This window comes from Caulobacter sp. (assembly GCF_035254145.1).
In the GTDB taxonomy this organism is placed as follows: Bacteria; Pseudomonadota; Alphaproteobacteria; order Caulobacterales; family Caulobacteraceae; genus Caulobacter.
This window is the reverse complement of the sequence record NZ_DATFAV010000271.1, coordinates 1-13,733: the sequence shown is the minus strand read 5'-3', so window position 1 is coordinate 13,733 and position 13,733 is coordinate 1. Positions and strand designations below refer to the sequence as shown.

Sequence of the window (13,733 nt, the reverse complement as noted above, 5' to 3'; positions counted from 1 at the left end):
GCGATGTCGACCAGCGTCTCGCGCGGGGCAGCGAACGCCTGGTCCTGGTTCTTGTAGATCGCGTCGACGACGGCGAAGTACTTGTCCTTGCCGGCGCAGCGGGCCAGCAGGAACGCGGCGGCGGCCACCTCCTGCGGCGGGGTCAGGATCTCGCGGTAGACGTAGTTGATCTTGCCGGTGTCGATGTATTTGGCCTTGAAGGCCGGATAGACGTCCTTGTTCCAGCGCGCGCAGTGGGCGCACGAGGCCGAGGCGTATTCGACGACCGTGACCTTGGCGTTCGGATTGCCCTGGGTCATGTCGTCGGCGGTGACGGTCTCGCCCTTCGGACCGCAGCTGGCGAGGCCGGCGGCGAGCGCGGCGACAAGGGTGACTCGGCTGATCAGCGAACGCATCAAATGGCCCTTCGGCGGTCGATTGGAAACTTAAGCCCGATTCTCGTCAGAAGAGGAAAAGGGCTCAACGCTGACTAGCGCAAGAGCGCGACGGCGAGGCGGTTGTCAATGCCCATGGCGGCGCCGGCGAGGGCCTCAGCGGTCGGAGGCCAGCACGCCTCGACCCAACTTCAGCAGGGCCTGTTTCAGGCCCCCTTCGGGCTGGTCGGCCAGGCTGTCGGCCAGCTGCTTTTCCAGGGCCGCGTCGAGCGGCGGCTTGCGTCGGGGACGCTGGGCGACGGGCGCGGCGGCGGCCTTGACCGGGCCCTGCACGATCCGCAGGCGCGTCACCACGCCCTTGCCCAGCAGCATGTCGAGGCGGGCGGTGATCTGCGGCGCCTGGTGCTGGATCAGCGAGGCCACGGGCCCGTCGACGCGCAGTTCCAGCGCCCCGCCTTCGCCGTTGCGGCCTTTTATGATGCGGACGGGCTCCGTCCGACGCGCGAGCGCATCGCCGACGATCTCGCGCCAGCGCGCCTGCAGGGCGGCCGGGCCCTGGCCGAAGCGGTTCTCCAGTTCCTTCAGCAGCGGCGCCACGCTCTTGCCGGCGGGCGGCGGCGGGCGGCGCTGGGGCCGCGTGCGCTTGGCCCGCAGGATCGCGATCGCTTCTTCCGGGCTGGGCAAGGGGCGGCGGGCCATGCGGGAAAGCTAGCACGAGGCGGCCCGCTTGCGGTAGGCGAGGGAGGATGAAAGACCGCGCGCCGCTCCGCTCAAGCCTGCTGTCCTGGTACGACCGCCAGGCCCGGACGCTCGCCTGGCGCGTCTCGCCCGAGGACCGGCGCGGCGGCGTCAGCCCCGACCCCTATCGTGTCTGGCTGTCGGAGGTGATGCTGCAGCAGACCACCGTGCCGCACGCCACGCCGTATTTCCTGAGCTTCACCCAGCGCTGGCCGACGGTCTCGGACCTGGCGGCGGTGGAGGACGGCGACCTGATGGCCGCCTGGGCGGGGCTGGGCTACTACGCCCGGGCTCGCAACCTGCTGGCCTGCGCCCGGGCGGTGGCCGGCGAGCATGGCGGCGTCTTTCCGGACACCGAGGAGGGCTTGCGAGCCCTGCCGGGCGTCGGCGCCTACACCGCAGCCGCCGTGGCGGCCATCGCCTTCGACCGGCCGGCCAACGTGGTCGACGGCAATGTCGAGCGGGTGATGGCGCGGCTGTTCGCGGTCGAGACGCCGCTACCCGACGCCAAGCCGCAGCTGAAGGCCCTGGCCGGCGGTCTGGTCACCGAGGACCGCCCCGGCGACTGGGCCCAGGCGCTGATGGATCTCGGCGCCACCATCTGTAAGCCCAAGGCGCCGCTGTGCGACCGCTGCCCGATCGCGGCCTGGTGCGCGGCGTTCAAGACCGGCGCGCCCGAGACCTATCCGAGGAAGAGCAAGAAGGCGGACCGCCCGCGTCGCCATGGCGTGGCCTACGTCCTGACGCGCGGCGACGCCGTGGCCCTGGTCCGCCGGCCGCCCAAGGGGCTGCTGGGCGGCATGCTGGGCCTGCCGACCTCGGACTGGCGCGCCAGTCCTTACGACGACGCCGAGGCGGTCGCGGTCGCCCCGGCCGCCGGCGCCTGGCGCGACCTGGGCGCGGTCGAGCACGTCTTCACGCACTTCTCGCTGACGCTGCGGGTGTTCGCGGCGGCCAAGGATGAGAATGGGGCCGCTGGCGGCGACTTCGTGTGGACGCCGCGCGAGGGCCTGAGCGCCCTGCCCAGTGTCTTTCTGAAGGCGGCGCGGGCGGCGGAACGGCTTCTCTAGGTCCCCGTCGACATTCAGTCGCCGGACTCAATCCCCCGTCATTCCTGGCCCAAGAATGACGGAGCGCGGGGCCCAAGAGCGGATAGAGTCCTCTCCCCCGGCGTTCGCCGCATGTCAGCCCCCGCTACCGGCGCGCTCGTCGAACCGTGCCTGGGCGTCGTGGAGATCGGCCTGATGCTCCACCGCCCAATCGTACAGGGCCAAGAACGGATCTTGAAGAGTCCGCCCCAGGGGCGTGATCGAGTAGACGACCGCGATCGGTGACATCGTCGTGACGCAGCGATCGATCAGTCCATTGCGTTCGAGCCTGCGCAGGGTCTCGGTGAGCGCCTTCTGGGTGATCCCGTCGAGACGGCGTTTCAGAGCGTTGAAGCGCTTGGGCTCTTCACAGAGGAACGTCAGCACCAGGATCGACCACTTGTGAGCGACCTGCTCCAGGACCGGACGGACGATCGGAATCGTCTCGACAACCTGCTCTTCCGTGTAGGGCATCTGGTCTCCCCGGGTACACCTAGTCTAGCAAAAGTGCCTAATTGACACTTAGTATATAAATTATACCTCCACCAGGTGCTGATTGATCAGTCTTTGTGGAGCCCGTCTTGACCAACCAACCTTCCCCAAGGGCCGGAACGGCCATCGTGACCGGCGCATCATCGGGCATCGGCAAGGTGTACGCCGAACGCCTCGCGGCGCGCGGCTACGACCTCGTGCTGGTCGCGCGCCGTGAAGATCGCCTTCGGAAAATCGCCGCGGATCTCGGATCGCGTTTCGATGTCCACGCCGAAGCGCTCGTCGCGGATCTGTCCCAGGCCGCCGGCGTGGCGGCTGTGGCCAACCGCATCCTGAACGACGTCAATGTCTCGCTGGTCGTCAACAACGCCGGTTTCTCGGCCTTGAAGCCGCTGACCGAGACACCCGATGATGTGATCGCACGGATGATCGCCCTGAACATCACGGCGCTGACCACGCTGTCGAAAGCCGCTCTCGTGGCTTTCAAGGCGAAAGGAAGCGGCACGCTCGTCAATGTTGGATCTGGGGCTGGATTCGCGAGCTACCCAGGCATTCCCGTGTATGGCTCCACCAAGGCCTATGTGTACCTGTTCACCCAGAGCCTCCAGAGCGAAGTCGAGGGATCCAGCGTTAGGGTTCAATTGGTCCTTCCGGGCGCGGTGGTGTCGGAGGGCTGGGACGTTGCGGGCGGTGCGTCGCTGGAGCCGCTGCCCGAGAGCATCGTCATGACGACCGAGGATTGCGTGGACGCGGCCTTGTCAGGCTTGGACCAGGGGGAGCGGGTAACGGCGCCGTCGCTTCATGACGCCTCGCTGCTTGCGGCCTACGAATTGGCCGGGACAAGCCTGTTGCAGGCGGTGTTCGATTCCAGACCCGCTCCTCGCTACACCTGAAAGGCCAGGCTCCTTCGGCGTCGGTCTCGGGCTGACGTCCGCGAGAGGAGCGGGAAGGGCGATCCGCTGGGCGGATCGGCTGGACGGGCCTTCCCGGGCGCCGCCAGCCGTCGGCTTTCGCCGACGCCCCCTCTCCCACAGGCGGTGTTCTAGTTCATTCCAGCGCGCACCTGGGCGCGCAGCACGTCGATCGGGGCCAGGCCCGCGTCGGTCTTGAAGTGCCAGTAGGTCCAGCCGTTGCAGGCCGGGGCCGACTGCACCAGGGCGCCGATCTTGTGGATCGAGCCCGACAGGTCGCCGACCGTGATCGAGCCGTCCGGACGGACCTTGGCGGCGTGATTGCCCTTGGCGCAGTAGAGGGTGTCGCCCGGCGACAGCAGTCCGGCCTCGACGATCGTGCCGAACGGCACGCGCGGCTCGGCGCGCTTGGAGCCCATGACCTCCAGGTCCTCGGGCGCGATCGGCACGACCTTGGCGATGCGCTCCTTGGCGTGCTCGATGTACTCGGCCTCGCGCTCGATGCCGACGAACCTGCGGCCCAGGCGCTTGGCGGCCGCGCCGGTGGTGCCGACGCCGAAGAACGGATCCAGGATCACGTCGCCCGGCTTGGTCGTCGACAGGATCACCCGGTAGAGCAGGGCCTCGGGCTTCTGGGTCGGGTGGGCCTTCTGGCCGTCGGCGCCCTTGATGCGCTCCTCGCCGGTGCACAGCGGGATGGTCCAGTCCGAGCGCATCTGCACCTCGTCATTGGCCATCTTCAGGGCGTCGTAGTTGAAGGTGTAGCGCTTGGCGTTCTGGCTCTTGGAAGCCCAGATCAGGGTCTCGTGGGCGTTGGCGAAGCGGGTGCCCTTGAAGTTGGGCATCGGGTTGGACTTGCGCCAGACGATGTCGTTGAGGATCCAGAAGCCCAGGTCCTGCACGGCCACGCCGACGCGGAAGATGTTGTGATAGCTGCCGATCACCCAGATCGCGCCGTCGTCCTTCAGCACGCGACGCGCGGCCTTCAGCCACTCGCGGGTGAACTTGTCGTAGGCGGCGAAGCTCTCGAACTGGTCCCAGTGGTCGTCGACCGCGTCGACCTTGGAGTTGTCGGGACGCAGCAGATCCCCGCCCAGCTGAAGATTATAGGGCGGATCGGCGAAGATCAGGTCGACTGACTTCTCCGGCAGGGCGTTCATCTGCTCGATGCAGTCGCCCATGATGATGGTTTCCGGCCCGAACTTCATGACCCGCGTCCTCAAGAAAGAGAGCGGAATCATGAGTCTTGCTGGTAAACGCGGTGTGTAGAGACGTGGTTAGCGTAAGGTAAACACGCTATTCGGCCTCGTCGCCGAACGACAGGTCCAGCGTCAGCTCGCCCGCCAGGGCGGCCTTGACCGGCGCCCAGCCCAGGCGATGGATCGGCGAGGGGCCCAGCCTGATCAGGCCTTCGACATGCACGCGCGCGTGATAGCCCTTGTGGCCGGCGAAGCCGTAGCCGGGATAGACCGCGTCCATCTCGACCATGATCCGGTCGCGGGCCTCCTTGGCCAGGATCGAGGCGGCCGCGATCGAGCACGACAGGGCGTCGCCCTTGACCACCGTCTTGACCTGGCAGGGCAGGGGGAAGCGGTAGTTGCCGTCGACCAGGGCGAAGACCGGCGTCACCGACAGCCCCTCGACGGCGCGGCGCATGGCCAGGCCCGCCGCGTGCAGGATGTTGAGCTGCGCGATCTCCTCGATCGAGGCCATGCCCACGCACCAGGCGATGGCGACCTCCTTGATCTCTTCCTCCAGGGCCGCGCGGGCCTTGGCGGTCAGCTTCTTGGAGTCGTTGAGGCCCTTGGGCACGCGGTCGGGATCCAGGATCACCGCCCCGGCGCTGACCGGCCCGGCCCATGGGCCGCGCCCGGCCTCGTCCACCCCGCAGACAGGCCCCTGTCCGCAGGCCAGCTCCAGCATCATGTCGGGTCCGGACCGCATGGGTGGCTGTCTAGAGGGATTTGGCGCGATTGAAAATCGCCGCTAGATGCACGAGGCAGCGGCGAGGGCCGCCGGAGGGGTTCGAATGCAGGCCGCCACCATCGTCTTGCCGCTTCTGTGGCTGGCCGCGTCCTCCGCGGCGTTCGTCTTGGTGTTCCGGCCGAACGCGCGCTGGCCTGTGGTCGCCACCCCGGCGCGGGCGCTGGCGGCGTTCCTGGCGGTGTTCCTGGGCGGCGGCGTGCTGGTGGCGGTCACCCGGCCCAAGGAAGACGTCCCCGCGCCCACGCCCAGACTGGCGCCGGCCGCGCGGGCCCTGCCCGACCCCGCCCAGGTCCGCGCCCGTCCGGAGCGGTTCGTGGTGCTGGACCGGGTCCGAGCCGACCGCAACGAGGCCGGCGACGTCCTGCTGACGGGCGGCGCGACCAATGTCTCGGGCCTGGCGATCGCCGATCCGCGCCTGACCTGCCGGATGACCAAGGCCGGCGCGTCGGCGGGAACCGTCTCGGCGGTGGCCCAGGGCGTCATTCCGCCCGGCGGCAAGATGATCTTCGCCGCGATCAACCTGGGTCCGGCGGCCGGCCCCTGGGACGGTTGGACCTGCCGGGTCGCGGCGGCTCGCGCGTCGTAAGCGCCCGCTTATCGGGCCGCGTGTAAGCGGTCTGACGATGGATGGGCGGGATGTTTGGGGGCTTTCTTGGGGCTTCAAGCACGGAGAACCCCGATGAAGACCCTATCCGCCGCGGCCGTTGGCGCTGGCTTGCTGCTGTCGCTGGCCGCCCCCGTCCTGGCCCAGCAGGCCAAGCCGCAACAGGCCCCCGCCGTGGCCGACCAGAAGGCGCCGGCCGCGAAGGTCCGGAGCGAGCACGAGCGCAGCGAACGCCCCGAGAAGCGCCCCGAGAAGAACGGTGAGAAGAACGGCGAGAAGCACGAGCGCGAACACGCCGCGAAGTCCGAGAAGGGGGAACATCATGACCGCGACCACGACTGAGGCGCGCCCTCGCCGCTGGGATCCGGTGGTCAAGCTGACCCACTGGACCGTCGTGGCGGCGATCATCGCCAACGCCTTGATCACCGAGGAGGGTTCGGACGCCCACGTCTGGGTCGGCTACGCCCTGGCCGCCACCCTGGCGCTGCGTCTGATCTGGGGCGTCATCGGCCCGGCGGAGGCCCGCTTCACGGCCTTCCCGCCCAGCCCGCGCCGCGCCCTGGCCCACATCCGTGAGATCGCGGCCGGGAAGAAGTCGGAGCACGCCTCGCACAATCCGCTGGGCGCCCTGATGGTCTACGCGATCTGGAGCACGCTGGCGGTCATCGTCGTCACCGGCGTCCTGATGGCCGGCGGTCCGGGCGGCCCCGATCGCGACGCCGAAGCCGCCCGGGAAGCCGACCGACCGGCGGCGACCTCCACGCTCGCCGCGCGCGAGGAGGCCGGCGAGGAGGCCGGTAAGGAGTCTGGCGAGGCGCTTGGGCGCGAAGGCGAGGAAGGCGAAGAAGAGGAAGGTCCGCTGGTCGAGGTCCACGAGGTCGCGGTCAACCTGCTCTATGTCCTGATCGTGCTGCACATCGCCGGCGTGGTCTTCGAGACGCGACGCAGCGGACGGCGAATTGTCATGGCGATGCTTCCCGGAGGGCGCTAGTCCTTCGGCATGATCCAGCGACGACACGCCTTCGAGCGCAGGACCACGGTGATGACCATCATCGTGATCCTGCAGCTCGTCGCGACGATCTTCTTCCTGGTCGACTTCGCCGGCGACCTGCGGGCCGACGGTCTGGGCTCGCACCTGCTGGCCGAGGGCGCGGCGGCGCTGGCCCTGCTGGCCGGCGTCTCGTTCGGCGCCGCCCAGATCCGCTGGCTGGTCCTGCGCGTCCGCCAGGACGAGGCCGCCGTCGCCACCGCCAAGGGGGCTCTGGCCGACCTGATCCGCCTGCGCTTTTCCGATTGGCGGCTGACGGCGGCGGAAGCCGATGTGGCCCTGTTCGCCCTGAAGGGCTGCGACGTCGCCGAGATCGCCGCCCTGCGCGGCGCGGCCGCCGGCACGGTCCGCGCGCAGCTGGCCAGGGTCTACGCCAAGGCCGGCGTCCGCTCCCACGCGGCGCTGATGGCGCTGTTCATCGAAGAGCTGGTCGAGACCGGCGGAGGCTGAGGCCTGCCGCCCAGAGGTCGGCTTCCGAGCTTACGGACTCAGCCAGCGGCTCGCGTGGCCGCCAGTCCTTCCGTCCGCGCTCTCACGGCCGGCGATGCGAGGCAGGTTGCGACCGCCTCGTAGCCCGGAGCGCCGGGATAGGGAGCGACGACCGTCGGCGGGCTGTGATTGGCCGGGCAGAGAAGGATCAATTCGTTTGGCCCCACGGCGGCAAGATCAAGCAGCGCGCAGGAGCGCGTCATGGCGAATAGGGGACGGGCGAGCGGCCCTCGTCGGCGAAGATGGGCGATAAGCGCTCTCTGGGTCGTCTCATCGAGACCCTGCTCGATCATGTCGATCACCAGAGCGCCGCCGGTCTCGCTCTCTAGCGCAACGATCAGGGCTAGCAGCGGGGCCGAGATTTCAGCGCCCTCCTCGGCGAGCCAGGCCAGGGCGCCCTCGACGCGAGCGCGGAGGGCCGGGTCGGCCTCCAGCCGCCGCCGCGAGGCTTCGGCGGTCCGCCCCGCGCGGTCCAGACCAACGAACACGGCGTCCGGCAGGGCCTCGGCCAGCCGCATCGCCAATCTCGTCTTGCCGCTGCCAAGCGAGCCGATGATGTAGTTGATCGCCCGGACTTCGCGCAGCTCGAACCGTTCGCCGCCCCAGGGCCAGGGCAGATCGAACGCCACGATCGGGTCCGCGGCGGGTGGCGTCAGGCGCGCAAGATCCGCCGCGCTGGGGGATTTGCCTTGCGCGAGATCCTCTCGCACGGCGCGGATCCGCTCGACGATATCCCTCAGTTCGCCCAGTTGGCCCTCGAGCTGCGATTGATGGCGCGCCAGCGCCGGCTCCAGCCCCCGTGGATCGCCCGCCAAGACCCGTTCCACCTGCGCCAGGCTGAACCCGAGTTGGCGCAGCGAGACCACCTCCGCCGCACGCCTCATCATCTCCGGCCCATAGGCGCGCCACCCGGCGTCCGTACGATGCGGCGACACAAGGCCACGCTCTTCATAGAGGCGCAGAGCCTTCGCCGAGACCCCAAGCCGTCGAGCGGCTTCGGAAGCACTCAGGAACCAAGCGGAAGCAGTCACGAATCACCTCGCTGCTGGCTGACCGCGCTCCTTATGGGAGCGGCCCCAGGGGCCGGGTCAACGGGGCCGTCGCTCTCAAGTGATACGCACGGCGACGCCTTGCGACGCCCCGCGTCAATGCCGATGTCCCAGCGCCTCGCATTCCTCGCGTCGGTAGCAGGTCACCAGGTGGTCGTTGACCAGGCCGGTGGCCTGCATGAAGGCGTAGACGATCACCGGGCCGCAGAACTTGAAGCCCTTGGCCTTCAGGGCCTTGGCCATGTCGACGGCCAGCGGCGTCTGCGCCGGGACCTCGCCGGCCCGCCACCGGTTCTGGATCGGCGCGCCGCCGACCATGTCCCACAGGAAGGTCCCGAAGTCCTCGCCGCGCTCGCGCATGTCCAGATAGATCCGGGCGCCCGCGATCGCCGCGTCGATCTTGCCGTTCGAGCGGATGATGCCGGCGTCGGCCATCAGCCGGGCGCGGTCGGTCTCGTCGAAGCGGGCGACCTTATCCGGGTCGAAGTTGGCGAACGCCGCGCGAAAGGCCTCGCGCTTGCGCAGGATGGTGATCCACGACAGCCCCGCCTGGAAGCCGTCCAGCACCAGCTTCTCCCACAGGGCGCGCGAATCCCACTCGGGCACGCCCCATTCGTCATCGTGATAGGCCTCGTAGAACGGGTCGCCGTTCATGCCCTTCCAGGTGCAGCGCGTCAGCTCGGTCATGCGGCGAAGCTGTCAGAAAGATCGCGCCCTGGCTAGAACCTTTCATGAACATTCTCCGGGGCGCGACGGGAATGGCGATGTCGCGCGTTGAACGGACGAGGGATGAAATCAGAGGAAGACGCGATGAAGCGCTTCAAGACCTTGGCTCTGCTCGCCCTGGCGACGACGACCTTGACGACGACGACCCTGGCGGCGACCCCGGTTCTGGCCCAGCGCCACGACCGCGACAACAATCCGCCCGGTCCGCGCGGCGGTCCGGGAACCAACTGGGAGAACCCTCCGGGCTGGCGCGGCGGTCCCGGCGCCTCGCCCGATCGCCGCTACTACAGCTGGCACGGCAAGCGCGTCGAGTTCCGCTATCGCAACGGCTACTACTACAACCGCGCCTACGGCTATTACCATCCGCGCTACGGCTGGTGGAACCAGGCCGCCCGGTGCTGGCTCGACAATGACAACAACCCGCCGGGTCCGCGCGGCGGCCCGGGGACCAACTGGGAGAACCCGCCCGGATGGCGGGGCGGCCCGGGCGCCTCTCCCGACCGCTACGGCCGCTGCCGCTAGCTGACCGCTGGAAGCCAGGAGGGCCGGTCGACCGCGACAGGCCGGCCTTCCACGGTGAGCGGTCCGCTCTCGATGCGGTCCAGGCGCAGCAGGGCCATGGCCCGGCCGTCGCGGCCGCTCAGCACCTCGCCGGCCCGGAGTTCGCCGGCCAGCACCTCCGCGCCGAATGCCGGCGGCGGGCCCTCGAAAGTGATCGGCAGCATGCGGGTCTTGATCGTTCCCCGCCGCTTCATGCGACTGGTGGTCTCCTGGCCGACGAAGCAGCCCTTCTTGAAGTCGATCCCGGCCATCAGGTCGAAATCGGCCTCGATCGGATAGGTCCGCTCCTCGCCCCAATCGGTCGGGCCGGGGACGCCCAGGGCCAGGCGGTGGGCGTCATAGGCGTCCTCGTCGGCGGTGACCGGGCGGTCGTCATAGGCGCGCGCGCCCAGCGCCGGCAGGCGCGGATCGGCGTAGAGCCCTTCGCCCGCGACCTCGCCGCCGAACACCGCCAGCACCGGCCGGTCGCTGGCTTCCAGCGTCACCTTGGCCCGCAGCCGGTACATCGCCAGGCGCTGCAGCAGGGCCTCGCGCTGGGCCGCCTGCACGTCCAGCAGGGCGCCGTCCCCCATTTCCTCTGGCGTTCCCGCGACGAACAGGTCGTGGAGCAGCTTGCCCTGCGGGGTCAGCAGGCCGGCGAACCGCAGCTCGCCCGGCGCCAGGGTCTCGACGTCCTGGGTCAGCAGGCCCTGCAGGAAGCTTCGCCAGTCGGGGCCGGAGACGGCGATGACGGCGCGGGAGGTCAGGCGGGCGACGGTCGGGCTGCTCATGCCCGCAGATGTGGCGCCGGGGCGACGCTCGCGCCAGTCCCGAAAAAGACGGAAAGCTGAAGTGTTAACGTGGGATGCGCCGACTCGCCGACCAGCCTATAGATGGACCGATGACACAGCGGGCCTTCCCGATTCTCTTCATCACGGCGACGCGCATCGGTGACGCGGTGCTCTCGTCCGGCCTGATCAAAATGCTGGCCGACCAGATCCCCAACGCGCGCTTCACGATCGTCGCCGGTCCCCTGGCCGCGCCGCTGTTCGCCCACGTGCCGGGCCTGGACCGCGTGATCGTGATGGAGAAGGCCAAGGGGAAGGGCAAGGGCCACTGGTTCAAGCTCTGGCGCCAGGTGCGCCACAAGAAGTGGGGCCTGGTCGTCGACCTGCGCGGCTCGGCCACGGCCCTCTTCCTGCGCCGCGACAAGCGGGCGATCTGGAAGAAGTCGTCCGGCGAGCCGGTGCACAAGGTGATCGACGCGGCTCGCACCCTGAAGCTGGAGGGCGATCCGCCCGCGCCGTACCTCTACATCACGCCGGAGGTCCAGGCGCTGGCGGACGGACTGCTGGCTGGCGACGGGCCGATCCTGGCCGTGGGGCCGGCGGCCAACTGGATCGGCAAGGTCTGGCCGATCGAGCGCTTCACCCAGACCGCCGCTCAGCTACTGGACAAGGACGGTCCCCTGGCCGGCGGCCGGCTGCTGATCCTGGGCGGACCGGAAGACACCCGGATGGTCGACGAGCTGCGCATGGCTTCGGCGCGGGGGCGCACCATCGACCTGACCGGCAAGGTGGACCTCTTGACCGCCTATGCCTGCCTCAAGCGCGCCAGCCTGTTCATCGGCAACGATTCCGGCCTGATGCACATCGCCGCCGCCGCCGGCTGCCCGACCGTCGGCCTGTTCGGGCCCTCGGACGAGCGCCGCTACGGACCCTGGGGCGACAAGACCGTGGCCGTGCGCGGACCGCGCGGCTTCGACCAGTTCCTGGCCGTCGACCCCGACCTTTCCCAGGCCATCCGCCATATGAGCGACCTGCCGGTGACCACCGTGGTCAAGGCGGCCAAGGCGCTGCTGGCGCGAGTGGCCGCCGAGGATGCGGCGAAGGCGGCGGCGGTGGTCGAGGCCGAGGCCGAGGAGACGTCTCCCTGGGGCGAGCCCATCGAGGACGTCGACGTCGAAGCGCCCAAGGCCGAGGTCGCCGAAGAGCGCGTGTCGGAGCGCGACGTGGGCTAGTTCCCGGTTGCCTCCGGCGCGGGCCGGCCCTAGACCGCCGCAAACCCTCGCGAGGAGCCGTCCCATGACCCAGACCTTCGACCTGATCGTGCGGGGCGGCGAGGTGGTCAATCACGCCGGCCGGGGCTTTACCGACATCGGCGTGCGGGACGGCAAGATCGTCGCCATCGGCGACCTTTCCCAGGCCAGCGCGGGCGAGGTGTTCGACGCGACGGGCCTGACCGTGCTGCCCGGCGTCATCGACAGCCAGGTCCACTTCCGCGAGCCGGGCCTGGAGTGGAAGGAAGACCTGGAGAGCGGCTCGCGCGGAGCGGCCCTGGGCGGCGTGGTCGCCGTCTTCGAGATGCCCAACACCGAGCCGACCACCACGGACGCCGACGCCCTGGCCGACAAGCTCTCGCGCGCCAAGGGCCGCATGCACACCGACCACGCCTTCTATGTCGGCGGCACCCACGAGAACGCCAATTTCCTGGGCGAGCTGGAGCGTCTGCCGGGCTGCTGCGGGATCAAGGTGTTCATGGGCGCCTCGACCGGCAGCCTGCTGGTGCAGGACGACGAGGGCGTCGAGAACGTGCTGCGGCACGTCAACCGCCGCGCGGCCTTCCACTCCGAGGACGAATACCGCCTGGCCGAGCGCCGCGGCCTGGCCCGTCCCGGCGACTGGACCAGCCACCCGGAGGTGCGCGACGCCCAGGCCGCCCTGCAGTCGACCCATCGCCTGGTCCGCATCGCCAAGAACCTCGGCAAACGCATCCACGTGCTGCACGTGACCACCAAGGAAGAGATCGACTTTCTGGCTCGGCACAAGGACGTCGCCAGCGTCGAGGTCACGCCCCAGCACCTGACCCTGGTCGCCCCCGAGGCCTATGAGCGCCTGAAGGGCTTTGCTCAGATGAACCCGCCGATCCGATCGGCCGACCACGTGGCCGGCGTCTGGCGCGGGATCGAGACGGGGATCGCCGACGTGCTGGGCTCCGACCACGCCCCCCACACCCGCGAGGAGAAGGCCCGGCCCTATCCGGCCTCGCCCTCGGGCATGCCGGGCGTCCAGACCCTGGTGCCGATCATGCTGACCCACGTGGTCGACGGGCGGCTCTCCCTGGAGCGCTTCGTCGATCTGACCAGCCATGGCGTGAACCGCATCTTTGGCCTGGCCGACAAGGGCCGCATCGCCGAGGGCTTCGACGCCGACTTCACCATCGTCGACATGAAGGCGCGGCGGACCATCACCCACGACTGGATGGCCACCCGCTCGGGCTGGACCCCGTTCGACGGCTTCGAAGCCAAGGCCTGGCCCAAGGCGACCATCGTGCGCGGGATCGTGGTCATGCGCGACGACGAGATCGTCGCCGAAGGCCGCGGCGAGCCGGTGCGGTTCCTGGAGACGCTGGCGGGGTAGGGCTCTTCTTACCCACTTCCTCTTCCGCCGATCTCCCCGGCGAATGCCGGGGCCCAGATCGTAGAGTGGCGGGGCTGACGGGATCGAACGCCTGCGCCGATCGCGCCCTCAGAGCTCTCCATCTGGACCCCGGCATTCGCCGGGGAGATCGAATTCTTGGTTCCTGGGGAACATTTCCGTCCGTCTACAGACTAACCACAATCGCTCCGCCGGTCCGGGCGCGGCGTTCAGCGCGCTATCATAGGCCGCCAGGGCGTCCTCGCGTCGTC

At 69.4% G+C, this 13,733-nt stretch carries 17 protein-coding genes; 9 read left to right on the top strand and 8 right to left on the bottom strand.

The window, feature by feature from the left end:
* Both VJ655_RS16625 and VJ655_RS16620 read right to left on the bottom strand, forming a co-directional pair.
* A partial coding sequence (locus tag VJ655_RS16625) for a thioredoxin domain-containing protein (protein WP_324112997.1) occupies nt 1-395 on the bottom strand: 395 nt, incomplete at its 3' end.
* Between the two features lie 135 nt (nt 396-530).
* Complete coding sequence (locus tag VJ655_RS16620; RefSeq protein WP_324112995.1) at nt 531-1,073, bottom strand: DUF721 domain-containing protein; 543 nt, start codon at nt 1,071-1,073, stop codon at nt 531-533.
* A 47-nt stretch (nt 1,074-1,120) separates the two neighbouring features.
* Between VJ655_RS16620 and mutY the strand changes: the two genes are divergently transcribed.
* Nucleotides 1,121-2,182, top strand: coding sequence for an A/G-specific adenine glycosylase (gene mutY / locus VJ655_RS16615; protein WP_324112993.1), 1,062 nt, complete (start codon nt 1,121-1,123; stop codon nt 2,180-2,182).
* A 114-nt stretch (nt 2,183-2,296) separates the two neighbouring features.
* Here mutY and VJ655_RS16610 read toward each other — a convergent pair whose 3' ends face one another.
* Nucleotides 2,297-2,674 (bottom strand): helix-turn-helix domain-containing protein, encoded by a 378-nt coding sequence (locus VJ655_RS16610; RefSeq protein WP_324112991.1) that lies wholly within the window; start codon nt 2,672-2,674, stop codon nt 2,297-2,299.
* Between the two features lie 107 nt (nt 2,675-2,781).
* On the opposite strand from VJ655_RS16610, the gene VJ655_RS16605 reads away from it, so the two are divergent.
* Entirely contained in the window at nt 2,782-3,585 is an 804-nt protein-coding gene (locus VJ655_RS16605; RefSeq protein WP_324112989.1) for an SDR family oxidoreductase, read from the top strand.
* Between the two features lie 149 nt (nt 3,586-3,734).
* On the opposite strand, the gene ccrM is transcribed toward VJ655_RS16605, so the two are convergent.
* The gene (ccrM, locus tag VJ655_RS16600) at nt 3,735-4,811 is read right to left on the bottom strand and encodes an adenine-specific DNA-methyltransferase CcrM (protein WP_324112987.1); all 1,077 of its coding nucleotides are present in this window, start codon (nt 4,809-4,811) and stop codon (nt 3,735-3,737) included.
* 88 nt (nt 4,812-4,899) lie between these two features.
* A complete protein-coding gene (locus tag VJ655_RS16595; protein ID WP_324112985.1) occupies nt 4,900-5,547 on the bottom strand; it encodes a ribonuclease HII in 648 nt (215 codons plus the stop codon).
* A gap of 85 nt (nt 5,548-5,632) precedes the next feature.
* Here VJ655_RS16595 and VJ655_RS16590 point away from each other — a divergent pair, with 85 nt between their 5' ends.
* From VJ655_RS16590 to VJ655_RS16575, 4 genes are all read left to right on the top strand, one after another.
* A complete protein-coding gene (locus VJ655_RS16590; protein ID WP_324112983.1) occupies nt 5,633-6,175 on the top strand; it encodes a hypothetical protein in 543 nt (180 codons plus the stop codon).
* A gap of 93 nt (nt 6,176-6,268) precedes the next feature.
* Nucleotides 6,269-6,535, top strand: coding sequence for a hypothetical protein (locus VJ655_RS16585; protein WP_324112981.1), 267 nt, complete (start codon nt 6,269-6,271; stop codon nt 6,533-6,535).
* The gene (locus tag VJ655_RS16580; protein WP_324112979.1) at nt 6,516-7,184 is read left to right on the top strand and encodes a cytochrome b/b6 domain-containing protein; all 669 of its coding nucleotides are present in this window, start codon (nt 6,516-6,518) and stop codon (nt 7,182-7,184) included. Before VJ655_RS16585 ends, VJ655_RS16580 begins: the two co-directional genes overlap by 20 nt.
* A gap of 9 nt (nt 7,185-7,193) precedes the next feature.
* Nucleotides 7,194-7,691, top strand: a complete 498-nt coding sequence (locus tag VJ655_RS16575) for a helix-turn-helix transcriptional regulator (RefSeq protein WP_324112977.1) — start codon at nt 7,194-7,196, stop codon at nt 7,689-7,691.
* Nucleotides 7,692-7,729: 38 nt separating this feature from the next.
* Here the strand turns inward: VJ655_RS16575 and VJ655_RS16570 are convergent, their stop codons facing one another.
* Both VJ655_RS16570 and VJ655_RS16565 read right to left on the bottom strand, forming a co-directional pair.
* Nucleotides 7,730-8,761 carry a MerR family transcriptional regulator gene (locus tag VJ655_RS16570; RefSeq protein WP_324112975.1) on the bottom strand — a complete coding sequence of 344 codons (1,032 nt, stop codon included), beginning with the start codon at nt 8,759-8,761 and terminating at the stop codon, nt 7,730-7,732.
* A 114-nt stretch (nt 8,762-8,875) separates the two neighbouring features.
* Nucleotides 8,876-9,466 (bottom strand): DNA-3-methyladenine glycosylase I, encoded by a 591-nt coding sequence (locus VJ655_RS16565; RefSeq protein ID WP_324112974.1) that lies wholly within the window; start codon nt 9,464-9,466, stop codon nt 8,876-8,878.
* A gap of 123 nt (nt 9,467-9,589) precedes the next feature.
* On the opposite strand from VJ655_RS16565, the gene VJ655_RS16560 reads away from it, so the two are divergent.
* On the top strand, nt 9,590-10,027 hold the full coding sequence (locus VJ655_RS16560; RefSeq protein WP_324112972.1) for a hypothetical protein: 438 nt from the start codon (nt 9,590-9,592) through the stop codon (nt 10,025-10,027).
* Here the strand turns inward: VJ655_RS16560 and VJ655_RS16555 are convergent.
* Nucleotides 10,024-10,836: a folate-binding protein YgfZ gene (locus VJ655_RS16555; RefSeq protein WP_324112971.1), complete on the bottom strand. Its 813-nt coding sequence runs from the start codon at nt 10,834-10,836 to the stop codon at nt 10,024-10,026. The genes VJ655_RS16560 and VJ655_RS16555 overlap by 4 nt on opposite strands.
* A 110-nt stretch (nt 10,837-10,946) precedes the next feature.
* Between VJ655_RS16555 and VJ655_RS16550 the strand changes: the two genes are divergently transcribed.
* Together VJ655_RS16550 and VJ655_RS16545 are read left to right on the top strand one after the other, a co-directional pair.
* Nucleotides 10,947-12,065 (top strand): glycosyltransferase family 9 protein, encoded by a 1,119-nt coding sequence (locus VJ655_RS16550; protein ID WP_324112969.1) that lies wholly within the window; start codon nt 10,947-10,949, stop codon nt 12,063-12,065.
* A gap of 64 nt (nt 12,066-12,129) precedes the next feature.
* Nucleotides 12,130-13,464, top strand: coding sequence for a dihydroorotase (locus VJ655_RS16545; protein WP_324112967.1), 1,335 nt, complete (start codon nt 12,130-12,132; stop codon nt 13,462-13,464).
* Nucleotides 13,465-13,733: the final 269 nt, after the last annotated feature.